Source organism: Pseudoflavonifractor sp. An176 (assembly GCF_002160435.1).
Lineage (GTDB): Bacteria > Bacillota > Clostridia > Oscillospirales > Oscillospiraceae > Enterenecus > Enterenecus faecium.
Window position 1 is genome coordinate 53,099 of record NZ_NFKO01000007.1, and the last position, 24,865, is coordinate 77,963.

The window sequence follows — 24,865 nt, forward strand, 5'->3', positions numbered from 1 at the left end:
GATAGAAGGGAGAAGAACAATGGAAAAAGTCAGAAAAAGCATGGCAATGTTACTTGCCGTCATGATGCTGGCTGGCGCACTTCCCGGCGAGGCTTGGGCTGAGGGCACTCAGACCAATGAGCGCACGGTCCAGGCCCAGGAAGTGGAGTCCGAGTCCCGGGTGCAGTATCAGGACGCCCAGGACGACAGCCAGCCCCGATATGCAGAGAATGAGGTGGTAACCGTCATCGTGGAGATGGAAGCTCCTGCTGTGATGGATTACTACCAGGTCAGCAGCTACGCTGCCTCTGTGGGCGACGAGACCAGCGCTGGTGAGGCGGTGTCTGAGTACCTGGCCTCCGCCGATGCCCAGCAGACCACCCAGCAGCTGCTGAATGACCAGCAGGGCATCATCGACCAGGTGACCGCTCTGGCCGCTCAGCAGCCTGCGGTGACCGATGCCACCGAGGAAAACAGCGGTGAGCCGGTTGGTACCATTGTAGGCCAGTGGGCCACTCTGGTCAATGCCATGGCTATCCGGGTGCCCTACAGCGCTCTGGATGAAATTCGCAACCTGGACGGGGTCAAGCGGGCCTATGTGGAGCTGGTGTATGACCGGCCCGAAGAGACCAGCGGCACCGTGGACGGGGACAAGGCCTGGTACTCCTACAGCTATGATAAGGTAGGGGTGGAAGGTGTCTGGAGCCAGGGCTACACCGGTCAGGGCATGCTGGTGGCCGTGCTGGACACCGGCCTGGACCTGAAGTGGGGCGTGACCCAGAACGAGGATGGCACCCAGGGCCGCGGCGTGGTGCGGGTCCACGAGGCCTTCACCGACAACTCCTTTAAAAACGACCCCAGCGATGCCGAGAGCGGCTGGAATCTGCGCTACACCTCTGAGAGCCTGGCTGCCTTCCTGGAGGACAACCAGCTCAACTCCACCACGGGTGCCGATGGCGGCGTGATCGTGTGGGACTACAACGGTCTTTATAAGAACCTCAAGGTGCCCTACGCCTGTGACTACGCAGACGGCGACATCAACGTCCTGCCCACCTCCAGCGACCACGGCACCCACGTCTCCGGTACGGTGGCGGGCTATGCCGAGACCAGCGAGGGCGAGGTCATTTTCTCCGGCGTGGCCCCCGATGCCCAGATCATGATGATGAAGGTGTTCCCCGATCAGGACGGCGGCGCCCAGCAGTCTGTGACCCTCAACGCTCTGGAGGATGCTCTGGCCTTGGGCGCAGACGTCATCAACCTGAGCTTGGGTTCTGACAACGGCTTTGCCGACGACGACACCATGCAGAACGAGCTGTATGCCCGCATTGAGGAGGCCGGCATTGTGCTCATGACCTCCGCCGGCAACAGCAGCTACTCCTCTGCCAGCAACAACTACGGGGACAACCCCCTGACCTCCAACGTGGACACCGCTATGATGTCCTCTCCTGCCATTTACGACTCCAACCTGAGCATTGCCTCTCTGGAGAACTCCATCCAGGTACAGTCCTACCTGACCTGGACCAACGAGGACGGGGAAGTGCGGGAGATCTCCTACACCGACCCCTGGACCGTGGCCATGAAGGCCACCTTCGCCGACGGCAAGGAGTACCCCGTCTACCTGGTAGAGGGCACCGGTACCTGGAGCGACTACAACGCCGTGGGCTGGTACAATGAGTACTCCAATCAAAATGGCAAGACCGGCTTTGCCCTGGTCAAGCGCGGCGACCTGTCCTTTGCCGATAAGGTCACCAACGCCCAGTCCTTCTCCACTGTGGTCCACGGAGAGAAACGGGGCATTCTGGGCGTGCTGATCTATGACAGCGATCCCAATGCCACGGAACTGATCAACATCAGCGTGGAGAACACCAGCCTCACCAGCGCCTTTATCAACGGCCAGGACGGCGCTGCCATGGAGGCTGCCCTCAAGGCAGGTCAGTCCGTGAACATCGTGGTTCCCGAGGACGACAAGGCCGTGGAGAGCCCCACCGATGGTCAGATGTCCACCTTCTCCTCCTGGGGCGCCGGTCCCAGCCTGGAGCTGAAGCCTGAGATCACCGCCCCCGGCGGCAACATCTGGTCCACCATCATTGACCAGATCAACACCGCCGACCAGGGCTACACCGGCAGCTACGGCATGATGAGCGGTACCTCCATGGCCGCCCCTCACATGTCCGGTATTGGAGCTCTGGTGCGCCAGTACGTGCAGTCCAGCGCAGCCTTTGCCGGCTTGGAGGCCAGCGAAGTGGGTGACGTGGTCAACCAGCTGCTGGTGAGCACCGCCGTGCCTCAGACCGATACCAATGGCGTGTACTACTCTCCCCGTCAGCAGGGCGCCGGTCTGGTCAACGCCACCGCCGCCGTGGAGACCCCTGCCTACGTCACCGTGGACGGTCAGAACGTGGGCAAGCTGGAGCTGTTGGACGACCCCGACCGCACCGGCAGCTACGACATCACCTTTGATGTACACAACATTTCCGACAAGGCCGTGACCTACCATGTGGCCATCACCCTCATGCGCCCCGACACCCAGACTGTGGACAGCGCCTGGGGTGAGCGGGACACCATGATGCACCAGGACGTGGTCATCAAGACTGTGGAGCTGGGCCAGGTCACCGTGGAGGCGGGCCAGACCGTCACCTTCTCCAAGACTGTGACCCTCACCGACAGTGAGAAGGCCCAGATGGACCAGCTGTTTGAAAACGGCGTGTATGTGGAGGGCTTTGTCTCCCTCACCGACACCGCCGGCACCGCTCCTACCCTGGGCCTGCCCATGCTGGCCTTCTACGGCGACTGGACTGCCGCCCCCATCTTTGACCAGGGCGACTGGACCGACGAGGCCGAGGACGGCGAGAACGTGATGAACAACGAGTCCACCTGGGGCGTGTCCCTGCTGGGCTGCACCATGATCAACTGGAGCTCCGGGGGGATCGTCGGCTACCTGGACCTGGGCCAGAATCCCTTTGACTCCGACGCTGTCATGAACCAGACCCTCTATCACGAGGAGAACATCACCATCTCGCCCAACGGAGACGAGTACTTCGACCGCATCGACGACTACATTCTCTATCAGCTCCGTGATGCCAAGATGATTGTGGTGCGGGTCACCGATGCCGAGACCGGTGAGGTGTACTTTGCCGACTGGAACTCTTACATCACCCGTACCCTGTACAACGCCTCTTACGCCACCGCCATTCCCCAGAGTGCCATGTACTACGGCCTCATTCCCACCTGGGACGGCACCGACCAGGAGGGCAACGTCCTGCCCAGCGGCACCCAGTGCACGTATGAGATCATCGCCTATGGCGAGGGTGACTACGGCGACAAGGTGTACAACGAGGAAGTGGGCTATGACATCACCAACTTTGACGCCGTGGCCGCTGGGGAGCTCACTCCCACCTTCAACGGCCATGAGATGGACATGACCGGCGACGTGATCTCCTTCTCCGTCACCGTGGACACCGTGGCCCCCGAGCTGGAGAACAACACCGTCTCCATCTACGAGAAGAATGGCCGCACCTACATGACCGGCACCGTCTATGACGAGGACGGCTCTCTGGCCAATATCGAGGTCTCCCCCTATGTGGTCCGTACCTATAAGGACGGCTACGGCGATCCCAACTACTCCGAGGTGGGCGTGGATGCCACCAACGCCTTCCTGGTGGAGAACTTCTATGACCCCGCCGTGAAGACCCACACCTTCACCGTGGACGTCACCGAGTACGCCCACACCGTTGAGAGCTATCCCGGCGAGAACAGCTGCTATGACTTCGAGTGGACCGGCAACGTGCTGGTGTCCTGCGGCGACTACGGCGCCAATGACCGCAGCTATGCCATCACCGTGGATTCCACCCAGGGCCTGGTGCTGTCTCAGACCTCCGCTCTGCTCCATCCCGGCAGCACCTTCGACCTGAGTGTCATCGACAACACCGACCAGGAGGGCGCTATGACCCGTACCTCCAGCAACCCCGAGGTGGTCACCGTTGACGATTACGGCCATGTCACTGCGGTGGCTCCCGGCCAGGCCGTGATTACCGTGGCCAAGGGCGACGCCAGCGCTGCCTGCGTGGTGGCGGTGGAGGAAGTGCCCACCGTGGTGGAAGACTTCGACCTATCCATCCAGAGCTTTGACGGCCTGAAGCCCGACGGCCAGGTGGTGGTGAAGGTGGAAAACCTCCAGCCCGCCAATGTGGATCTCTCCGAGATTCGCTGGACGGTGTGGGAGGATGAGGACTACGCCGAGGACTATGCTGAGGGTCTCATTGATGTGGACCAGTACACCAGCGATGGACTCTCCGGCGTGCTCTACCTCACCGTGTCCACCTCTCAGGAGGGCCTGGAGCTGCCCGAGGGCAACGGCCGCCTGGATGTGACCCTCAACGGTGTCACCCGTTCCATGGACATCAACTGGGACGACATCTACACCACTTCCGATCAGGATGACCTGGTCTCTGACATGGCCATGGGCGACCAGGTGGTATACGTGGATCAGGGCCAGACCGCCGAGCTGGTGGCCAAGTATCGCCAGAACAAGCTCCACGAGACCAGTGAAGTGCTCACCGAGCTCACCGGTCTGCAGCTGGACGGACCCGACTTCTACTATGTGGGCGGCACCTATGATGGCACCCTGGTCAACGAAGCGGGATATGAGCTGCCCGAGGAAATCCACCTGTACACCCGGTACAACTACGCCGACGGCTCCACCTCCGATGTGGAAATCGTCAACTACAGCTGGTACCATGCCTATGACTATGACCCCGAGACCGGCGTGCTCCACGTCAATTACGCCCCCAACGGTGCCAACAACAACCTGGTAATCAAGGCAGAGGGTGTGGAATCCCAGGGCGCTGAGGCTGGCACCATGTCCGGCCAGACCTGGACCCGTCCCGATTCCCTGTATGGTCCCTTTGACTGGACCGTCACTTCCGGCAACGGCGAGCTGACTCAGGGTACGGTAGAGGACAACTGGGGCCAGGAGATCAATGCGGCTCTGTACACCCCCTCCGAGCCCGGCGTGAGCTACATCACCGCCACCACCAAGGACGGCCAGTACTCCGTCAATTTCGCCGTGGTATGCCAGGGCGTGATGGCGGATACCTTGGATTTGGACACCCACAGAATGGACCTGGAGGCTGGCCAGAGCCAGACCCTCACCGCCACTCTGAGCCCCGAGCCCACTCTGGCCGAGGATGCCCAGGTGCGCTACATCAGCTTCAACCCCGATGTGGCCTCTGTGGATGAAAACGGTGTGGTCACCGCCCACAAGGAGGGCTATGCCTACCTGAAGGTGGAGAGCGTGGCCGACAACCAGGTCACCAGCTACTGCGTGGTCAAGGTCACCGGTAACATGTATCAGGTGAAGTTCGTGGACGACACCGGCAACATCTACAAGCTGGTGGAAGTGGCCGAGGGCAGCTGCGTGTCCAAGCCCCAGGACCCCGTGCGGGAGGGTTACACCTTCGACGGCTGGTTTATGGACGAGGACGGCACCCAGGCCTACGACTTCAACACCCCTGTGGATGCTGACCTGACCCTGTACGCCCACTGGACCAAGGAGGACACCGAGCCCACCCCCAATCCCGGTGGTGACGGCGGCTCCCAGGGCGGCGGCAGCGGTACCGGCGACGGTTCCCAGACCGGGGGCAACACCAAGCCTGACGGCTCCGTCCCCGGCACCGGCGACGAGAGCAACCTGATTGTGCCCATGGCCACTCTGGTGTGCGCCATGGCAGGCGTGGCCGTGCTGAGCGTGGTACGCCGCAAGGAAGAGGACTAAAACCCAACGCCGAAAACGCATAAAGGCGGGGCCGGATTTTTCCGGCCCCGCCTTGTTTATGGTTGAAACAGCAGATTTTCTTTTGAATGATAAAAGCCCTCGGCAGAGTTTCCCCGCCCTGAGGGGCGGGGAAATAAAATGAAATCTGTTTTTTCCGGGGACATGCGCCTCGGGAAAAACACTTCTCAGCCCGCCAGTGTGGAATTGGGTCGCCCTTTGACCCAATTATGCATGCAGCGGGCTGCATCCCCTCGAAAAAATGCTGGCATTTTTTCGAAAAAATAGGCCGCACAGCCAAAGCTGTGCGGCCTACTTTTTTGCAGACTGAAATTAGTCGGCGGGAGCGATGGCGCCCACGGGGCAGGTGCCGGCGCAAGCGCCGCAGTCGATGCAAGTACCAGCGTCGATCTGCATGTGATCGTCACCCATGGAAATAGCGCCCACGGGGCAAGCGGACTCGCAGGAGCCGCAGGACACGCAGGTGTCATTGATTGCATGTGCCATGTAAAATACACCTCCATCATTAGAGTTAGAACCATTCTCATTGTAGCATAACTGGCGAAAAATGCAACAAGGAATTTTGGGAAATGGACGAGGGAGAAAAATCTGGCCACAGGGGTATAAACTGGGGAAAAGCAACCCATGATTGGAGGGAAGACAGGAGGGATTCCATGGAAGACAGGAAGGAATGGAAGGAACGTTCCCCAGTGGGGAAGAAGGGCGGCCTGCCCCGGGATTCTGCGGGGTGGGGCGGAGAGATGCAAGCCACCCGGGCGGAACGGGCCAGAGTGCGGGAGGGTGGGGAGACCAAGCTCACCGACCGCTACTCCCGGGACCTCACCCGTCTGGCGGCCATGGGTGCCCTGGACCCTCTCATTGGACGGGACGAGGAGGTGGGCCGGGTGGTGCAGATCCTCTCCCGGCGCACCAAAAATAACCCTGCCCTGGTGGGAGAGCCGGGGGTGGGCAAAACCGCCGTGGCTGAGGGCCTGGCCATGCGTATGGCTTCCGGACAGGTGCCCCCGGTGCTGCGGGGCAAGCGACTTTTGTCCCTGGACCTGGTGTCCATGGTGGCGGGCACCAAGTACCGGGGTGAATTTGAAGATCGGGTGAATCAAATCCTGGCGGAGGTGCACCGGGCGGGCAACGTCATCCTCTTTTTGGACGAGCTGCACAACATTGTGGGTGCTGGCTCGGCGGAAGGGGCCATTGACGCCGCCAACATCTTAAAGCCCGCCCTGGGCCGGGGGGAAATCCAGGTGGTGGGTGCCACCACCCTGGAGGAGTACCGGAAGTATATTGAGAAGGACTCCGCCCTGGAGCGGCGGTTCCAGCCTGTGCGGGTGGGGGAGCCCACCCCGGAGCAGACCCTGGAGATCTTGAAGGGCATCCGCCCCCGGTATGAGGCCCACCACGGCATTGTCATCACCGACCGGGCCCTTCAGGCGGCGGTGGAGCTGTCCCGGCGCTACCTCCCCGACCGCTTCCTGCCGGACAAGGCCATTGACCTCATGGACGAGGGGGCGGCCAAGCTGCGGATGCAGGGGGAAGTGCCCCACTCCCTGCGGGGCCTCATGGGCCGCATTGAACAGGCCGCCCGGGAGCGGCGGGCAGCCGCAGCGGAGCAGAATTACGAGCGGGCCGCCATGCTCCGGGATGCCGAGTGGGACTTCCGGGGGGAGCTGGAGCGGAAGCTGGCCCGGAAGCAACTGGCCCCCCACCAGCAGCTGGAGCCGGAGCACATCGCCTCGGTGGTGGCCCAGTGGACGGGGATCCCGGTGGAGACGGTGACCAAGGGGGAGGCCCGGCGGTTGCTGGAGCTGGAGGACGAGCTGCGGGCCCGGGTGGTGGGCCAGGACCAGGCGGTGGCGGCGGTGTCCGCCGCCATCCGCCGCAGCCGGGTAGGGCTCAAGGAGCCCAACCGCCCGGTGGGGGTGTTCCTCTTCCTGGGCCCCACCGGAGTGGGGAAGACCGAGCTGTGTCGGGCTCTAGCCGCCGCCCTCTTCGGCAGCGAGGAGGCCATTGTCCGTTTCGATATGTCCGAGTATATGGAGAAGCACTCGGTGTCCCGGCTGGTGGGTGCGCCCCCCGGCTATGTGGGCCACGAGGAGGGGGGACAGCTCACCGAGCGGGTGCGCCGCCGCCCCTGGTCGGTGGTGCTCTTTGACGAGCTGGAAAAGGCCCACTCCGATCTGCACAACATCCTGTTACAGGTCATGGAGGACGGGGTGCTCACCGACGGACTGGGGCGAAAGACGGACTTCCGCAACACCGTGGTGGTGATGACCTCCAACGTGGGGGCCCGCCACATGGTCAGCCACACGCCCCCCATGGGCTTTGCCGGGGGAGACCTGGACGCCTACCGCACCCGGGCCGTGATGGAGGAACTCAGACGCCAGTTCCCGCCGGAATTTCTCAACCGCCTGGACGAGGTGGTGCTCTTCCACCGCCTGGACCAGCCCCACTTGGAGCGCATCGCCGGGCGGCTGCTGGGTGGCCTGGAGGGCCGTTTGGCCGCCCTGGGGGTGGGGCTCAAGGCGGATGAGAAGGCGGTATCCCTGCTGGCCAGCCCCATGGAAGAGCGGGAGCGGGACCAGGGGGCCCGCCCCATCCGCCGCTCGGTGCGCCGCCGGGTGGAGGAGCCCGCCGCCCAGATGCTCCTCTCCCGGGACCTGGAGCGGGGAGACGTGCTGTGCCTGGGGGTGGAAAAGGAGCAGCTGGTGCTCCACCGGGAGAAAAAGCAAATCTGAATGCGCAGCGGGCCGTCTCTCCAGTGAGATGGCCCGCTGTCTTTGTATGAATATGCATATATGCGTGAATAAACCCCGGATATTGTGGAATATTACCCATAGAATTTTGGGAACAATTGAATAGTTATGCAAATTAGGGGTTGCAATTTTCCAGAAGAAGGGGTATACTCTACTTCACTAATACAGAGAAACGCATTGGAGGAATGCAACCATGGCAGAAGTGAAAAAAGTAGTGCTGGCCTATTCCGGCGGCTTGGATACATCCATCATCATCCCCTGGCTGAAGGAGAACTACGGCAACCCTGAGATCATCGCCGTGTCCGGCGACGTGGGCCAGGGCACCGAGCTGGACGGCCTGGAGGAGAAGGCCATCCAAACCGGCGCCTCCAAGCTGTACGTGGAGGACCTCACCGACGAGATGGTGGACGACGTGATCATCCCCTCCATGATGATGGGGGCCAAGTATGAGGACTATCTGCTGGGCACCGCCTTCGCCCGTCCCATCATTGCCAAGCGTCTGGTGGAGATCGCCAAGGCTGAGGGCGCCGACGCCATCTGCCACGGCTGCACTGGCAAGGGCAACGACCAGGTGCGGTTCGAGCTGGCCATCAAGCGTTTCGCCCCCGAGATGACCATCATCGCCCCCTGGCGGGAGTGGGACATCAAGGGCAGAGAAGAGGAGATCGCCTACGCCGAGGCCCACAACGTGCCGTTGAAGATCAGCCGGGAGACCAACTACTCCAAGGATAAGAACCTGTGGCACCTGTCCCACGAGGGCCTGGACCTGGAGGACCCCGCCAACGAGCCCCAGTACGACAAGCCCGGCTTCCTGGAGATGGGCGTGTCCCCCGCTATGGCTCCCGACCAGGCGACTTATGTGACCATCGACTTTGAGAAGGGCTGGCCCGTGGCGGTGGACGGCCAGAAGATGAAGGCCAGCGACATCATCCGCAAGCTCAACGAGCTGGGCGGGGCCAACGGCATCGGCCTGCTGGACATCGTGGAGAACCGTCTGGTGGGCATGAAGGACCGGGGCGTGTACGAGACGCCCGGCGGCACCATCCTCTACCGGGCCCACGAGGTGCTGGAGATGATCACCATCGACAAGGACACCAAGCACATGAAGCAGAAGCTGGCCATTGACTTTGCCGACCTGGTGTACAACGGCAAGTGGTTCACCCCCCTGCGGGAGGCCCTCCAGGCCTTCGCCGTCAAGACCCAGGAGTTCGTCACCGGCACCGTGAAGCTGAAGCTGTACAAGGGCAATATCATCACCTCTTCCGTCACCTCTCCCTGTTCTCTCTACTCCGAGAATCTGGTGACCTTCGAGGAGAGCGACTACAACCAGGACGACGCCACCGGATTCATCAATCTGTGGGGTCTGCCTGACACCGTGCAGGCGCTGCGGGAGCAGGGCAAGCTGTAATAATAGAGTGGCGTCGTCCTGCTCTGGCGGAGCCAGAGACGGCGCGAGTGCGCCGCCAATGGCCGTAGGCCATTGAAATCGCCGGAATTCACTTCTGGCGATTTGAGTGAAATCGAGGGGCCCCCGGCGAGTTTGCTCGCTGGGGAGGGACGCCACCGGATTCATCAATCTGTGGGGTCTGCCTGACACCGTGCAGGCGCTGCGGGAGCAGGGCAAGCTGTAATAACCTTTTGCGTAAAGGAGGGCTTTTCGTTCTCACCTCAGACGCTCAAAACTCTCTTGGTATAGAGCCTCGCAGAGTTCCGTCACCCGCAGGTGACGGAATAAAATGAAATCCCGTCATTTCCGGGGACATGCGCATCGGAAATGACACTTCTCATGACGGGTGGGGTGACTTTTTCGTAAGAAATCGAACCCCATCCGTCATGCAATCCTTTCGCCAAAGAAGTCTTGGGACTTCTTTGGCATGTTGCGCAGGGGCGGTTATCCTCCGCCCCTGCTGTGGTTTATTTTTCCGAAAGGCTGTGTTATTATGAAACTATGGGCAGGACGCTTCCAGAAGGAAACGGATACACAGGTCAATGACTTCAACTCCTCCATCACCTTTGACGCCCGCCTCTATGAACAGGATATCCGTGGCTCCATTGCCCACGCCACCATGCTGGGCCGTCAGGGCATCATTGAAGCGCACGAGGCGGAGAAGATTGTGGAGGGCCTGAAGGCCATTTTGGAGGACATCGAGGACGAGAAGGTGGAGTTCTCTCTGGACAACGAGGACATCCACATGAACATCGAGGCCCTCCTCACCCAGCGCATCGGCCAGACGGGCAAGCGTCTGCACACCGGACGCAGCCGCAACGACCAGGTGGCCACCGACTTCCGCCTCTATGTGAAGGAGCAGATTCCCACCATCATCGACATGATTGTGGATTTGCAGAAGGTGCTCATCAAAAAGGCCAAGGCCAACGTACATACCGTCATGCCCGGCTACACCCACTTGCAGCGGGCCCAGCCCACCACCTTCGGCCACTACATGATGGCCTACGCCAACATGCTGCGCCGGGATGTGACCCGGCTGGAGGACTGCCTGGAGCGCATGGACGAGTGCCCCCTGGGCGCTGGCGCCCTGGCCACCTCCACCTATCCCGTGGACCGGTTCCAGACCGCTGCCGCCCTGGGCTTCACTAAGCCCTGTGACAACTCCATGGACGCCGTGTCCGACCGGGACTACGCCATTGAGTTGCTGTCTGCCCTGTCCATCCTCATGATGCACCTGTCCCGGTTCTCCGAGGAGATCATTCTGTGGTGCTCCTGGGAGTTCAAGTTCGTGGACCTGGACGACGCCTACTCCACCGGCTCCTCCATCATGCCCCAGAAGAAGAACCCCGACGTGGCCGAGCTGGTCCGGGGCAAGACGGGGCGGGTGTACGGCTCCCTCATCACCCTGCTGACCGTGATGAAGGGTCTGCCCCTGGCCTACAACAAGGACATGCAGGAGGACAAAGAGCCGGTGTTTGACGCCATCGACACCGTGGAGCTGTGCGTGCCCGTGTTCGCCGCCATGCTGGACACCCTGACCGTGCGGCCCAAGAACATGTCTAAGGCGGCCTCCGGCGGCTTCATCAACGCCACCGACTGCGCCGACTACCTGGTGAAGAAGGGCATGCCCTTCCGGGAGGCCTATATGATCGTGGGCCGCCTGGTGAATATGTGCATCAAGTCCGGGGAGAGCCTGGACACCCTGCCCTTGAAGGACTTCCGCTCCATCAGCGCCCTGTTTGACGAGGACGTGTACGAGGCCCTCCAGCTCAAGACCTGTGTCAACGGCCGCACCGTGTACGGCGGCCCCTCGGAGGAGTCTGTCAACCAGCAAATTCAGCTCATGGAGGAGTTTGTCGCCCTCCACAGTCCAAAGCAATAAGGAGAGATTGCATATGAAAACCATTTCCGGCGGTGTCACCGCCCCCAAAGGCTTCCGGGCCGCTGGGGTGTACTGCGGGGTCAAGGCCAGCCATGCAGGGGTGCCCGGCACCCAAGGCAAGCCCGACCTGGCCATGATTGTGTCCGACTGCGAGTGTACTGCCGCCGCCACCTATACCCTCAACCGGGTGAAAGCCGCCCCTCTCTATGTGACCATGGGCCACCTGGAGGACGGGGTGTGCCGGGGCATTGTGGCCAACAGCGGCAACGCCAACGCCTGTGCCCCCCTCAGCCACGAAAACGCCGAGAAGATGTGTGAGCTGGCCGCCGCCGCCACCGGGCTCAAGCCCCAGGACTTCGCCGTGGCCTCCACCGGCGTCATCGGCCAGACCCTGAACATCGCCGCCATCCAGCGGGGGATGCCCCAGGTGGCCGGGGAGCTGTCCTACGAGGGCTCCGCCGCCGCCGCCCACGCCATCATGACCACCGACACGGTGAAAAAGGAGATCGCCGTCACCGTCACCATCGGCGGCAAGCCGGTGACGGTGGGCGCCATCGCCAAGGGCTCCGGCATGATTCACCCCAACATGGGAACCATGCTGTGCTTCATCACCACCGACTGCGCCATCACTTCCGAGATGCTCTCCGATGCCCTCCACGACATTGTGCCCCGCACCTTCAACCGGGTCACGGTGGACGGGGACACCTCCACCAACGACATGTGTGTGGTGCTGGCCAACGGCATGGCAGAGAACACTCAGATCGAGTGGAAGGACGACGACTACACCCTCTTCTACAAGGCCCTGTATCAGGTGTGCGAGACTATGGCTCGGTCCATCGCTGGAGACGGCGAGGGGGCCAGCCGCCTCATCACCTGCACCGTCACCGGGGCACGCAGCGAGGAGACCGCCGAGCGTTTGGCCAAGGCCGTGGTGGGCTCCTCCCTGGTGAAGGCCGCCATGTTCGGCGCGGACGCCAACTGGGGCCGGGTGCTGTGCGCCATGGGCTACTCCAAGGCCCCCTTCCGCCCCGAGTATGTGGATGTGTCCTTCTCCTCCGACCAGGGCGAGATTCTGGTGTGCCAGCATGGCACCGGGGTGGACTTTGACGAGGACCTGGCCAAGAAGATTCTGAGCCAGGACGAGGTGGTTATCGCCGTCAACCTCCACGAGGGAGACGACCAGGCCACCTGCTGGGGCTGCGACTTGACCTATGAGTATGTAAAAATCAACGGAGATTACCGCTCCTGATAAAAACGAAGGTGCTGAACATGGCTTATACACTGGCAGACCGGGCCCAAGTGCTGGCTGAGGCTCTGCCCTACATTCAGAAATACAACGGCAAGACCATTGTGGTGAAGTACGGCGGCAACGCCATGATCTCTCAAGAGCTGCGCTGCGCCGTCATTTCCGACATCATCCTCCTGTCCCTGGTGGGTCTCCACGTGGTGGTGGTCCACGGGGGCGGCCCCGAGATCAACCAGATGCTCAAGCGCCTGGGCAAAGAGGGGAAGTTCGTGGACGGCCTGCGCTACACCGACGAGGAGACCATGGACGTGGTGCAGCAGGTGCTGTGCGGCAAGGTGAACAAGGACCTGGTGGCCACCCTCAACCGTATGGGTGGCCGGGCCCTGGGGCTGTGCGGCATGGACGCCCAGCTGTTCCAGGCGGTGCAGCTGGACGAGAAATACGGCCTGGTGGGTGAGATCACCGGGGTGGACCCCAAGGTGGTGCAGGACGCCCTGGCCCAGGGGTATATCCCTGTGGTGTCCACCGTGGCCCAGGGTACCGACGGCAACACCGCCTACAACATCAACGCCGACACCGCTGCCGCCAAGCTGGCGGTGGCTCTGGGGGCGGAGAAGCTGGTGCTGCTCACCGACGTGCGGGGCCTGCTGCGAGACCCCAAGGACGAGTCCACCCTCATCCATTCCGTGGGAGTGTCTGAGATTCCCGGCCTCATCAAGGACGGTATCATCAGCGGCGGCATGATTCCCAAGATCGACTGTGCCGTGGAGGCGGTGCGCTCGGGGGTCAACTCCACCGTCATCCTGGACGGACGCATTCCCCACTCTATTTTGATCGAATTGCTCTCCGACGACGGAGCGGGCACCATGCTGGTGCGATAAAGGAGGAGAAACCCATGAACACCCAACAACTGATGGACTTGGACCATCAATATCTGGTACAGACCTATGGCCGCAACCCCATCGCCCTGGACCACGGGCTGGGGGCCACCTTATATGACTTGGAGGGGAAGGAGTACATCGACTTCGCCTCTGGCATCGGCGTGCTGTCCCTGGGCACCGCCCACCCCAAGTGGCTGGCGGCGGTGACCATGCAGGCGGCCAAGCTGGGCCACGCCTCCAACCTGTACTACACCCAGCCCTACGCCCAGTTGGCGGAGAAGCTGTGTACCCGGTCCGGCATGTCCGCTGCCTTCTTCGGCAACTCCGGCGCCGAGGGCAACGAGGGCATCATCAAGCTGGCCCGCAAGTATTCCTTTGACAAGTACGGCAAGGGGAGAGGCACGGTGATCACCCTCAACCGCTCCTTCCACGGCCGCACCATCACCACTCTGGCCGCCAACGGCCAGGAGGTGTTCCACCAGTATTTCTTCCCCTTCACGGAAGGCTTCCGCAGCGCCGACCCCACCATGGAGGCCATCCAGGAGGTGTCGGGCCACGACGTGTGCGCCGTGCTGCTGGAGCTGGTGCAGGGCGAGGGCGGCGTGCTGCCCATGGACAAAGAGTTTGTCCAGCAGCTGGCCCAGTTGTGTGAGAAGCGGGACTGGCTGCTGCTGGTGGACGAGGTGCAGACGGGCATTGGCCGCACCGGCACCCTCTTTGCCTTCCAGCAGTACGGCATTCAGCCCGACGCCTGCTCCTTTGCCAAGGGCATTGCCGGGGGACTGCCCATGGGCGGCTTCCTGGTCAACGAGAAGTGCCGCAACATTCTGGGCCCCGGCACCCACGGTTCCACCTTTGGCGGCAACCCGGTGAGCGCCGCCGCTGGCTGCGCTGTGCTGGAGGTGCTGGACGACGCCACCATCGCTCAAGTCAAGGAGAAGGGCGCTTACATTCGCCAGTCCATTGAGGACATGCATCTGCCCTGCCTGGGTAAGACCCGGGGCCTAGGGCTGATGATTGGCATTGATGTGGCGGAAGGCTACAACAACAAGGAACTGTGCGCCAAGCTCAACGTGGGTGGCCTGCTGACCCTCACTGCCGGAACCGGGCTGCGGTTCCTGCCCCCGCTGCTCATCACCCAGGAGGAGATGGACAAGGGCCTGAGTGTGTTCCACGACGTGCTGTCCAAGGTATAATATGGTTCCCAGGGAGGTTCGAAGAATGAAAAAGGATTTACTCAAGCTGTTGGATTTGAGCGGGGAGGACATCAAGGAGATTCTGGACACTGCCGACCAGATGAAGTACAGCCAGAAGCATGGCATTCCCCACGATGCGCTGCGGGGCAAGACCCTGGCCATGATCTTTGAGAAGAACTCCACCCGCACCCGTGTCTCCTTTGAGGTGGGCATGTACCAGCTGGGCGGCCACGCCCTGTTCCTCTCCGGCAAGGAGAGCCAGATCGGCCGAGGCGAGCCCATTGAGGACACCGCCCGGGTGCTGGCCCGCTACTGCGACGGCATCATGATTCGAACCTACTCCCAGGAGGAGGTGGAGGCTCTGGCCAAGTACGCCTCCATCCCCGTCATCAACGGCCTCACGGATTTTGCCCACCCCTGCCAGGTGCTGGCGGACCTGATGACCATCCGGGAGAAGATGACCCGGCTGGAGGGGCTGAAAATGGCCTTTGTGGGGGACGGCAACAACATGGCAAACTCCCTCATCGTGGGCGGCCTCAAGTGCGGCATGGATGTGTCGGTGGCCTGTCCCCAGGGGTACGACCCGGACCCCCGGGTGCTGGACTTTGCCGCCACCGTAGAGGGCCCCAAGTTCCAGCTGTGCCGCAAGCCGGAGGACGCCGTGGTGGATGCCGACGTGGTCATCACCGACGTGTGGGCCTCCATGGGCCAGGAGGAGGAGCGTGCCCAGCGGGCAAAGGCCTTTGCCGGGTACTGCATTGACGACAAGCTCCTGTCTCTGGCCAAGCCCGGGTGCATGGTGCAGCACTGTCTGCCCGCCCACCGGGGGGAGGAGATCACCGCCGAGGTGTTCGAGGCCCACGCTGACGAGATCTTCGAGGAGGCGGAGAACCGGCTCCACGCCCAGAAGGCGGTTATGTACTTACTGATGAAATAAAATAAAGTCCTCTCTTGCCAGCCAAGAGAGGACTTTATTTTATTTCCAATGAAGAATGAAAAATGAATAATGAATAATTGAGGTGTGCCGCTGTGCGGCACGGATTTTAATTTAGGGATGCAGTTCCGATAGAACGCCGTAGGGGAGGGGCTTGCCCCTCCCGAATCCCCCAGGGCAAGGCCAGGGTAGCCACGGGCCGGGCAAGCCACGGCCCCTACCACAGCGTAACAGGATGGCACGGCGGCAACACCCCAAAAACAAACCAACCCAAGCAGACAAGCACAGCCTGTCCGCTTGGGTCAACGTTTATGTGGAGGCAGGACCGCTCAAATGCCCAAATAGCTCTTGAGCAGCGTCTGCAACAGCTCGTCCCGGTCCAGCTTGCGAATCAGGGCCCGGGCGTTGTTGTGGTTGGTGATGTAGGTGGGGTCTTCACTGAGGATGTAGCCCACCAGCTGGTTGATGGGATTGTAGCCCTTCTCCTGCAAGGAGGCGTAGACGGAACTGAGGATGGAGTGAATCTCGTCGTCCTTGTTCATATTGACGCTAAACTTGCGGGTATAATCAATATCATTCATTGGGAGCACCCCCGATAAAAATCTTCCAATCCGATTCACCGGATGAAAGTATTGTACCCCAAACGGGGCGAATTGTAAAGAGGGAGGAGGAAAAAACCCGTGGCAACCCAGGAAATGGATTGCCACGGGAAATAACTTGAAAACGCTTTTTGTGTAAAAAGCCTCGCAGAGTTCCGTCGCCCGCAGGTGACGGAATAAATTGAGATTTCGTATTTTCCCAGGACATGTGCATGGGAAAATACACTTCTCAGGCCGCAAACGTGCGAGCGCAAGCGAGTGCGATGCAGCGGACTGCAACTCTCTCACGAAAATGCTCGCATTTTCGTGAAGCGTCAGCCCATGCGCTTGACTGCCACCACGTAGTTGCCGTAATAGCCGCCGAACAGAGTGTCGGTGCGCACGGTGTTGCTGGTGGTAGAGGCGTGGAGCACGGTGTTGTCGCCGATGTACATCAGCACGTGAGTGGTGGGCAGGGTGCCGCCGGAGTAGTCATACTTGGAGTCGAAGATGTACACCAAGTCGCCGGGCTGCATCTCGTCCACGGAGACGAAACGACCACTGTTGTAGTACTGGCTGGAAGAGCCACGGGCGATGGACACGCCCAGCTGGTTGAACACGTAGTAGAACAGGCCGGAGCAGTCAAAGCTGTTGGGGCCGGCGGCCCCGTACACGTAGGGCTTGCCCAGCTGCTGCTTGGCCAGGGCCACAGCCTGCTCCCCGATGGAGGAGGTGGAGCTGTTGCCGCCGTCGTTGTTGCCGCCATCCTTGATGGAGACGTACTCAGCGCTGACGTAGCCCACGCCGTTCTTGTAGGAGATCTTGTACCAGCCGTTGCTGCTGCCCAGGATGGTCACAGAGTTGCCCTTGTACAGCAGGCCCAGACGGGAGTAGCCGGTGCCAGCACCGGAGCGCACGTTCAGGGCGTCGGCGGTGATGGTGCCGATGGACTGGGTGTCGCTGCTGCCGGAGTCGGAGCCGCCGGAATTGCCGGAGTTGCCGTCGTTCCAGGTGATGTACTCAGCGCAGACAAAGGCGCTGCCGCTGCCGTAGGAGATCTTGTACCAGCCATTGCCGCAGTCGGCCAAAATGGACACGGAGTTACCGTTGTACAGGTAGCCCACACGGGAGTAGCCGGTGCCAGCGCCGGAGCGCACGTTCAGACAAGCGGTGTTGACGGTGCCGGTGCCAATGGGGTTGGAGCTGCCGGAGTCGGAGCCGCCGGAGCTGCCGGACACCTTCACCCACTCGGCGGACACGTAGCCGGAGTAGCCGGCGCCGGTGATCTTATACCAGCCGTTGCCGCAGTCCTCCTGGATGATCAGAGTGGTGCCCTTGTACACCAGACCCTTGCTGGCGTAGCCAGTGCCGGCGCCAGAGCGGACATGGAGGGCGTCGGCGGTGACGGTGCACTGACCCACCACAGCCTCGCTGCCGGTGAGGGTCACATCCAGCCAGTCGGCGGACATGTAGCCCACCTGATCGCCGTAAGAGACCTTGTACCAGCCGTCCAACTCCTCCAGGAGGGTGACGACGCTGTTGTGGGGGGCCAGGGTGAGAATGCTGGAGTTGGTGTTGGCCTGGCTGCGCAGGCGCAGGGCATCTGCCGTCACGGTACCGGTGCCAATGGAAGCCATGGCAATGCCGGTGGTCATGACCAATGCAAGGCCGGTGATGGCGGCGACCTTGATCAGTCCCTTCTTACTGTGCATGGGTTTCAGCCTCCTGTTGGTTTGGTTATTTTCCAGACAGGGCACGCATCAGCCAGATGGAGCCCATGTCGATGGCAGAGAACAGATCGGGGAGATCGGACTTCTTCACCACCCGGTCCCGGCTCTTCAGGTCGGGGTCGGTGAGCTGAAGCTCCAGATGGACCTTGTCGGCAATCTCCAGATCGCCGGACTTGGTGGTGCTCATCACCTGGATCATAATGATATACTTATCCGCCATGGACCCGTAGTAGATCAGGTTGTCCTTGCGGCGCAGGGGATGTCCCTTGTACATGAGAGTGCTGGATTTATCAGCCATGATAGCCTCCTTAGAAGTATGCGAAAGATTCATTGTAACCAATTTGTAACTATTGTAACTCTTTGTTTCCCCTTTGTCAACCATAGATATTGTCGAAAAAGGCCCTCCTGCCACTTTTTTCAGGGCAGAAGGGCCTTTTATCAAGTTCGCATCAGAACCACGGCGAAAAGCACCGCATCCAGAATAACCAGCAGGGGAACCGTCACATAGAACTTGGGCTTTCGGATTTTGTGGTGAAACAGGTACATGCCTGTAAGCCCTCCCACGGCCCCGCCCGCCAGGCAGGCAAAGAGGAGGGAGGCCTCGGGAATACGGCGGCGGCCCAGCTTGGCCATGAGCTTGTCCCAGCCGAAGAGGAGCAGGGTGAAGGCGGAGAGTACCCCCAGCCACACCAGCGCCAAGTAGACGGGCTTAGTCATGGTGGAGCTGAGACTCCAGGTAGTCCTCGTAGCTCATGCGCTTGTCAATGAGCTTGCCGTCGGGGGTGAAGTCGAAGATCCGGTTGGCCACGGTCTGCACCAGCTGGTGGTCGTGGGAGGACACCAGCACGTTGCACTTGACGGACTCCAGGCCGTTGTTCAAAGCGGCGATGGACTCCAGGTCCAGGTGGTTGGTGGGCTGGTCCAGCAGCAGCACGTTGGCTCCGGACAGCATCATGCGGGAGAGCATGCACCGCACCTTCTCACCACCGGAGAGCACCTTCACGGGCTTGAAGATATCGTCGCCGGAGAAGAGCATCCGGCCTAGGAAGCCCCGCAGGTAGCTCTCGTGCTGGTCCTCGGAGAACTGGCGCATCCAGTCCAGGATGTTCAGGTCACAGTCGTTGAAGAAGGGGGAGTTGTCCTTGGGGAAGTAGGAGAAGGTGGCAGTCTGGCCCCACTTCACGGTGCCCTCGTCGGGCTCCCACTCGCCGGTGAGAATCTTAAAGAGGGCGGTGTGGGCGTTCTCGTTGTCACCCACAAAGGCGATCTTGTCTCCGTGGCCCACGATGAAGGACACCTTGTCCAGCACCTTCACTCCGTCCACGGTCTTGGACACGTCGGTGACAAAGAGAATATCCTTGCCCACTTCCCGGTCGGGGGAGAAGCCCACCCAGGGATAGCGGCGGGAGGAGGCGGGCAGCTCCTGGACGGTGAGCTTGTCCAGCAGCTTGCGGCGGGCAGTGGCCTGCTTGGACTTGGACTTGTTGGCGGAGAATCGGGAGATAAACTCCTGGAGTTCCTTGATCTTATCCTCGTTGCGCTTGTTCTGCTGCTTGATGAGGTTCTGCACCAGCTGGGAGGACTCATACCAGAAGTCGTAGTTGCCCACGTACATCTTGATCTGGTTGTAGTCGATGTCCACGATGTGGGTGCACACGGTGTTGAGGAAGTGACGGTCGTGGCTGACCACGATGACAGTGCCGTCGTAGTCCAGCAGGAAGTCGTTGAGCCACTCCACGGCGGCAATGTCCAGGTTGTTGGTGGGCTCGTCCAGCAGCAGGATGTCGGGGTTGCCGAACAGGGCCTGAGCCAGCAGCACCTTCACTTTGAGACGGGCGTCCAGGGTCTCCATGTTGTTATAGTGCAGGTCCACCCCGATGCCCAGGCCCTGGAGAATGCGGCTGGCGTCGGACTCGGCCTCGTAGCCGCCCATCTCGGCGTACTCTGCCTGGAGGTCGGCAGCCCGCAGGCCGTCCTCGTCGGTGAAGTCCTCCTTCTCGTAGAGGGCGTTCATCTCCCGGCCAATCTCGTACAGAGTCTGGTTGCCCATGATGACCGTGTCCAGCACGGTGTAGGCGTCATAGGCGTTCTGGTCCTGCTTCAGCACGGACATGCGCACCTTGGGCAGGATGGACACCGAGCCGCTGGTGGGCTCCAGCTGGCCGGAGAGGATTTTCAGAAAGGTGGATTTACCAGCGCCGTTGGCGCCGATGATGCCGTAGCAGTTGCCCCGGGTGAACTGCAAGTCCACGTGGGAGAACAGGGGGGCGCCCTGATAGCTCAGGGACAGATCAGAAACAGTAATCATGTGGGACTCCTTTATGGTGATTCAATGGTTTGTAGACATACTCCTCTATATCCTACCATATGTAACGTGAAAATGGTAGAGTGAATTTTAAGGGATTCCGGAGGGAATCGGGGAAAAGAGACAAAAAACAAGCGGGGATTTCTCCCCGCTTGTGGCTTTTGTCCATGGGCCAGCCCTTGACAGATGCGCAATCCTATGGTATCATTAATTGCTTTTAACATATGGTCAAAAGCCCGGAGAATACTCCCCCAGGCTAAGCACAGTATACCAGACCATACCAGGAAATGCAAGAGCGAATTTTCCGATTGTGACAACAACCCCGGGTGTGCGCAACTGCGCCCACCTGCAAAATTCTTACGAAGTGGAGCGTGATCAGCAAATGGCAAGAGCGGTCAAAGACGTCTATTACGGCAAGACCTTGCGCAAGAGCTTCGCCCGCAGCGAGGAGATTCTGGAGATGCCCTACCTGCTGGAAATCCAGAAGTCTTCCTACAAGTGGTTCTTTGAGACCGGGCTGCAGGAAGTGTTCAACGACGTGGAGGCCATCACCGACTATGCCGGGAACCTGGAGCTGAGCTTTATCGGCTTCTCCATGGACGACCCCCCCAAGTACACCATTGAAGAGTGCAAAGCCCAGGACGCCACCTATGCCGCCCCCATTAAGGTGCAGGTGCGTCTGCGCAACAAGGAGACGGGCGAGATCAAGGAGCAGGAAATCTTCATGGGCGATTTCCCCCTGATGACCGATGCCGGCACCTTCGTCATCAACGGCGCTGAGCGTGTTATCGTCTCCCAGATCGTGCGTTCTCCCGGTGTGTACTACGCCAAAAACGCCGACAAGGCCGACAACATCACCTACGCCTCCACCGTGATTCCCTATCGCGGCGCTTGGCTGGAGTATGAGACCGACCTGTCCGACGTGTTCTATGTGCGCATCGACAAAAACCGCAAGCTGCCCATTACCTGCCTCATCCGTGCTGTGGGTCCCAAGACCGACGCCGAGATTCTGGACATGTTCGGCGAGGATCCCCGCATCCTGGCCACTCTGGAGAAGGACTCCTGCAAGACCTATGAGGAGGCCCTGCTGGAGATCTACCGCAAGATGCGGCCCGGCGAGCCCCCCACGGTGGACTCCGCCGAGAGCCTGCTCAATGCGCTGTTCTTCGACCCCCGTCGCTACGACCTGTCCGCCGTGGGCCGCTACAAGTTCAACAAGAAGCTGACCATGTGGACCCGTCTGTCCGGTCAGAAGCTGGCTGCCCCCGTGGCCGACCCCTCCACCGGCGAGATCGTGGCCGAGGCTGGCGAGGTGCTCACCCGTGAGCGGGCCATGGAGCTGGACCGCCTGGGCGTCAACGAGGCCTTTGTGGAGGTGGAGGACCTGCACACCGGCACCCACATCGTCAAGGTGTTCTCCAACGGCATGGTCAACATGGCCGATTTCGTGGACTTCGACCCCGAGACCGTGGGCGTGTCCGAGAAGGTGCGCTTTGTGGTCCTGAAGGAGCTGCTGGCCAAGCGAGACGAAGAGGGCCTCTCTCAGGAGGACTTCGCCGACCTCATCCGGGAGCGCATCACTGACCTCATCCCCAACCACATCATTGTGGATGACATGATGGCCACCATCAACTACCTCAACTGCCTGGCCTTTGGCGTGGGCACCCCCGACGACATCGACCACCTGGGCAACCGCCGCCTGCGCTGCGTGGGCGAGCTGCTGCAAAACCAGTTCCGCATCGGCTTTACCCGCATGGAGCGTGTGATTCGGGAGCGTATGACCATCCAGGACCTGGACATCGTCACCCCCCAGTCCCTCATCAACATCCGTCCCGTCACCGCCGCCATCAAGGAGTTCTTCGGTTCCAGCCCCCTGTCTCAGTTCATGGACCAGACCAACCCCCTGGCTGAGCTGACCCACAAGCGCCGTCTGTCCGCTCTGGGCCCCGGCGGTCTGAGCCGTGACCGCGCCTCCTTCGACGTGCGAGACGTCCACTACAGCCACTACGGCCGTCTGTGCCCCATCGAGACGCCCGAAGGTCCCAACATCGGCCTGATCTCCTACCTGGCCTCCTACGCCCGCATCAACCGCTACGGCTTCATCGAGGCCCCCTACCGCAAGGTGGAGCGCATCTATGACGAGAACGGCAAGTGCGTGGCCGCCCGTGTCACCGACCAGGTGGAATACATGACCGCCGATGTGGAGGACGAGTTCAACGTGGCCCAGGCCACCGAGCCCGTGAACGAGGATGGCACCTTCCTCAACCGCCGTGTGGCCTGCCGTCACCGCAACGAGATCATCGAGGTGGACTTCAACAAGGTGGACTACGTGGACGTGTCCCCCAAGATGATGGTGTCCGTGGCTACCGCCATGATCCCCTTCCTGCAAAACGACGACGCCAACCGTGCTCTGATGGGCGCAAACATGCAGCGTCAGGCCGTGCCTCTGCTGACCACCCAGGCCCCCATCGTGGCCACCGGTCAGGAGTACAAGAACTGCCAGGACTCCGAGGTGGTTGTACTGGCTGAGGGCGACGGTGTGGTCACCCGTGTGGATGCCACTGCTGTCTCCGTGCGCTATGACGCCGGTGAGACCAAGACCTACAAGCTCACCAAGTTCCTGCGCTCCAACCACGGCACCTGCATCAACCAGCGTCCCATCGTCTCCGTGGGCGATCGGGTGAAGGCCCGGGACACCCTGGCCGACGGCCCCTCCACCTGCGACGGCGAGATCGCCCTGGGTAAGAACATCCTCATGGGCTTTATGACCTGGGAAGGTTACAACTACGAGGACGCCATTCTGCTCAACGAGCGGATGGTGAAGGAGGACGTGTTCACCTCCATCCACATTGAGGAATATGAGACCGAGGCCCGTGACACCAAGCTGGGCCCCGAGGAGATCACCCGTGATATCACCAACGTGGGTGAGGACGCCCTGAAGGACCTGGACGAGCGCGGCATCATCCGCGTGGGTGCCGAGGTCCACGCCGGCGACTACCTGGTGGGTAAGGTCACCCCCAAGGGCGAGACCGAGATGACCGCCGAGGAGCGCCTGCTGCGGGCCATCTTCGGTGAGAAGGCCCACGAGACCCGCGACACCTCCCTGAAGGTGCCCCACGGCGAGTGCGGCATCATCGTGGACGTGAAGGTGTTCACCCGGGAAGAGGGCGCCGAGCTGGCTCCCGGCGTCAACCAGGTGGTCCGCGTCTACATCGCCCAGAAGCGTAAGATCAGCGTGGGCGATAAGATGGCCGGTCGTCACGGTAACAAGGGTGTTGTGTCCCGCATCCTGCCCCAGGAGGATATGCCCTTCCTGCCCGACGGCACCCCCCTGGACATCGTGCTGAACCCCCTGGGCGTGCCTTCCCGAATGAACATCGGTCAGGTGCTGGAGGTCCACCTGGGCTACGCCGCCAAGGCTCTGGGCTGGAAGGTGGCCACCCCCATCTTCAACGGCGCCGACGAGAAGGACATTGCCGATACCCTGGAGCTGGCTGGCCTGCGCCGGGACGGCAAGAGCTGGCTGTACGACGGCCGTACCGGCGAGCGGTTTGACAACCCCGTCACCGTGGGCTATGTGTACTTCCTCAAGCTCCACCACCTGGTGGACGATAAGATCCACGCCCGTTCCACCGGCCCCTACTCCCTGGTCACCCAGCAGCCCTTGGGCGGCAAGGCCCAGTTCGGCGGCCAGCGCTTCGGCGAGATGGAGGTGTGGGCGCTGGAGGCTTACGGCGCTGCCTACACCCTGCAGGAGATCCTCACCGTCAAGTCCGACGACGTCACCGGACGTGTGCGCACCTACGAGTCCATTGTCAAGGGCTTCAACGTGCCCAAGCCCGGCGTGCCTGAGTCCTTCAAGGTTCTGGTCAAGGAGCTCCAGGCCCTGTGTCTGGACATCCAGGTCCTGGACGAGCACGGCAACCAGATCGAGCTCAAGGACGAGGACGAGGATACCTATCAGCCCGGCCGCTTCAAGGAGGATTACGACCGCTACCAGGATTACGGCAGCGAGAGTGACTTCGCCCAGGCTGGCTTTACCATGAAGGAGACCAGCGACGACGACGATCTGTCCGTGGCCATCAATGAGAATGATACCGCCGACCAGGATGACTCCTACGGCGATGAAGACTAAGAAAGGGAGGT

At 61.3% G+C, this 24,865-nt stretch carries 15 protein-coding genes; 9 read left to right on the plus strand and 6 right to left on the minus strand.

Going from position 1 to position 24,865, the window contains the following annotated elements:
- The first annotated feature begins 19 nt into the window (after positions 1–19).
- Complete coding sequence (locus B5F12_RS05585; RefSeq protein WP_158096757.1) at positions 20–5,752, plus strand: S8 family serine peptidase; 5,733 nt, start codon at positions 20–22, stop codon at positions 5,750–5,752.
- A gap of 330 nt (positions 5,753–6,082) precedes the next feature.
- On the opposite strand, the gene B5F12_RS05590 is transcribed toward B5F12_RS05585, so the two are convergent.
- Positions 6,083–6,256, minus strand: a complete 174-nt coding sequence (locus B5F12_RS05590; RefSeq protein WP_087231544.1) for a 4Fe-4S binding protein — start codon at positions 6,254–6,256, stop codon at positions 6,083–6,085.
- 167 nt (positions 6,257–6,423) lie between these two features.
- On the opposite strand from B5F12_RS05590, the gene B5F12_RS05595 reads away from it, so the two are divergent.
- The 7 genes from B5F12_RS05595 to argF all read left to right on the plus strand — a co-directional run bounded on the left by B5F12_RS05595 (position 6,424) and on the right by argF (position 16,109).
- Entirely contained in the window at positions 6,424–8,502 is a 2,079-nt protein-coding gene (locus B5F12_RS05595; protein WP_242954903.1) for an ATP-dependent Clp protease ATP-binding subunit, read from the plus strand.
- A gap of 211 nt (positions 8,503–8,713) precedes the next feature.
- Positions 8,714–9,928: an argininosuccinate synthase gene (locus B5F12_RS05600; protein WP_087231551.1), complete on the plus strand. Its 1,215-nt coding sequence runs from the start codon at positions 8,714–8,716 to the stop codon at positions 9,926–9,928.
- A 532-nt stretch (positions 9,929–10,460) separates the two neighbouring features.
- Positions 10,461–11,849 (plus strand): argininosuccinate lyase, encoded by a 1,389-nt coding sequence (argH, locus tag B5F12_RS05605; RefSeq protein ID WP_087231554.1) that lies wholly within the window; start codon positions 10,461–10,463, stop codon positions 11,847–11,849.
- A gap of 13 nt (positions 11,850–11,862) precedes the next feature.
- Positions 11,863–13,098: a bifunctional glutamate N-acetyltransferase/amino-acid acetyltransferase ArgJ gene (argJ, locus tag B5F12_RS05610; protein WP_087231557.1), complete on the plus strand. Its 1,236-nt coding sequence runs from the start codon at positions 11,863–11,865 to the stop codon at positions 13,096–13,098.
- Positions 13,099–13,118: 20 nt separating this feature from the next.
- The gene (gene argB / locus B5F12_RS05615) at positions 13,119–13,976 is read left to right on the plus strand and encodes an acetylglutamate kinase (protein ID WP_087231560.1); all 858 of its coding nucleotides are present in this window, start codon (positions 13,119–13,121) and stop codon (positions 13,974–13,976) included.
- 14 nt (positions 13,977–13,990) lie between these two features.
- The gene (locus B5F12_RS05620; protein ID WP_087231563.1) at positions 13,991–15,172 is read left to right on the plus strand and encodes an acetylornithine transaminase; all 1,182 of its coding nucleotides are present in this window, start codon (positions 13,991–13,993) and stop codon (positions 15,170–15,172) included.
- Between the two features lie 25 nt (positions 15,173–15,197).
- The gene (gene argF / locus B5F12_RS05625; protein ID WP_087231566.1) at positions 15,198–16,109 is read left to right on the plus strand and encodes an ornithine carbamoyltransferase; all 912 of its coding nucleotides are present in this window, start codon (positions 15,198–15,200) and stop codon (positions 16,107–16,109) included.
- Between the two features lie 326 nt (positions 16,110–16,435).
- On the opposite strand, the gene B5F12_RS05630 is transcribed toward argF, so the two are convergent.
- The 5 genes from B5F12_RS05630 to B5F12_RS05650 form a co-directional block, all read right to left on the minus strand.
- A complete protein-coding gene (locus tag B5F12_RS05630) occupies positions 16,436–16,687 on the minus strand; it encodes an IreB family regulatory phosphoprotein (RefSeq protein ID WP_087231569.1) in 252 nt (83 codons plus the stop codon).
- Between the two features lie 332 nt (positions 16,688–17,019).
- A complete protein-coding gene (locus B5F12_RS05635; protein WP_087231572.1) occupies positions 17,020–18,396 on the minus strand; it encodes an SH3 domain-containing protein in 1,377 nt (458 codons plus the stop codon).
- A 25-nt stretch (positions 18,397–18,421) separates the two neighbouring features.
- Positions 18,422–18,712: a hypothetical protein gene (locus B5F12_RS05640; RefSeq protein ID WP_087231574.1), complete on the minus strand. Its 291-nt coding sequence runs from the start codon at positions 18,710–18,712 to the stop codon at positions 18,422–18,424.
- Between the two features lie 140 nt (positions 18,713–18,852).
- The gene (locus B5F12_RS05645; RefSeq protein ID WP_087231577.1) at positions 18,853–19,131 is read right to left on the minus strand and encodes a DUF1294 domain-containing protein; all 279 of its coding nucleotides are present in this window, start codon (positions 19,129–19,131) and stop codon (positions 18,853–18,855) included.
- Positions 19,124–20,722 carry an ATP-binding cassette domain-containing protein gene (locus B5F12_RS05650; protein ID WP_087231579.1) on the minus strand — a complete coding sequence of 533 codons (1,599 nt, stop codon included), beginning with the start codon at positions 20,720–20,722 and terminating at the stop codon, positions 19,124–19,126. The genes B5F12_RS05645 and B5F12_RS05650 overlap by 8 nt, the downstream gene beginning before the upstream one ends.
- 379 nt (positions 20,723–21,101) lie before the next feature.
- On the opposite strand from B5F12_RS05650, the gene rpoB reads away from it, so the two are divergent.
- Positions 21,102–24,854, plus strand: coding sequence for a DNA-directed RNA polymerase subunit beta (rpoB, locus tag B5F12_RS05655; RefSeq protein ID WP_087231582.1), 3,753 nt, complete (start codon positions 21,102–21,104; stop codon positions 24,852–24,854).
- Positions 24,855–24,865 lie beyond the last annotated feature (11 nt).

Excerpts from the sequence above, each read along its gene's own strand:
- B5F12_RS05590 (WP_087231544.1), bottom strand. The coding sequence starts at position 6,256 with ATGGCACATGCAATCAATGACACCTGCGTGTCCTGCGGCTCCTGCGAG.
- B5F12_RS05640 (WP_087231574.1), bottom strand. The coding sequence starts at position 18,712 with ATGGCTGATAAATCCAGCACTCTCATGTACAAGGGACATCCCCTGCGC.
- rpoB (WP_087231582.1), top strand. The coding sequence starts at position 21,102 with ATGGCAAGAGCGGTCAAAGACGTCTATTACGGCAAGACCTTGCGCAAG.
- B5F12_RS05600 (WP_087231551.1), top strand. The coding sequence starts at position 8,714 with ATGGCAGAAGTGAAAAAAGTAGTGCTGGCCTATTCCGGCGGCTTGGAT.
- B5F12_RS05630 (WP_087231569.1), bottom strand. The coding sequence starts at position 16,687 with ATGAATGATATTGATTATACCCGCAAGTTTAGCGTCAATATGAACAAG.
- argF (WP_087231566.1), top strand. The coding sequence starts at position 15,198 with ATGAAAAAGGATTTACTCAAGCTGTTGGATTTGAGCGGGGAGGACATC.
- B5F12_RS05620 (WP_087231563.1), top strand. The coding sequence starts at position 13,991 with ATGAACACCCAACAACTGATGGACTTGGACCATCAATATCTGGTACAG.
- argB (WP_087231560.1), top strand. The coding sequence starts at position 13,119 with ATGGCTTATACACTGGCAGACCGGGCCCAAGTGCTGGCTGAGGCTCTG.
- argH (WP_087231554.1), top strand. The coding sequence starts at position 10,461 with ATGAAACTATGGGCAGGACGCTTCCAGAAGGAAACGGATACACAGGTC.
- B5F12_RS05645 (WP_087231577.1), bottom strand. The coding sequence starts at position 19,131 with ATGACTAAGCCCGTCTACTTGGCGCTGGTGTGGCTGGGGGTACTCTCC.
- B5F12_RS05650 (WP_087231579.1), bottom strand. The coding sequence starts at position 20,722 with ATGATTACTGTTTCTGATCTGTCCCTGAGCTATCAGGGCGCCCCCCTG.
- B5F12_RS05595 (WP_242954903.1), top strand. The coding sequence starts at position 6,424 with ATGGAAGACAGGAAGGAATGGAAGGAACGTTCCCCAGTGGGGAAGAAG.
- argJ (WP_087231557.1), top strand. The coding sequence starts at position 11,863 with ATGAAAACCATTTCCGGCGGTGTCACCGCCCCCAAAGGCTTCCGGGCC.
- B5F12_RS05635 (WP_087231572.1), bottom strand. The coding sequence starts at position 18,396 with ATGCACAGTAAGAAGGGACTGATCAAGGTCGCCGCCATCACCGGCCTT.
- B5F12_RS05585 (WP_158096757.1), top strand. The coding sequence starts at position 20 with ATGGAAAAAGTCAGAAAAAGCATGGCAATGTTACTTGCCGTCATGATG.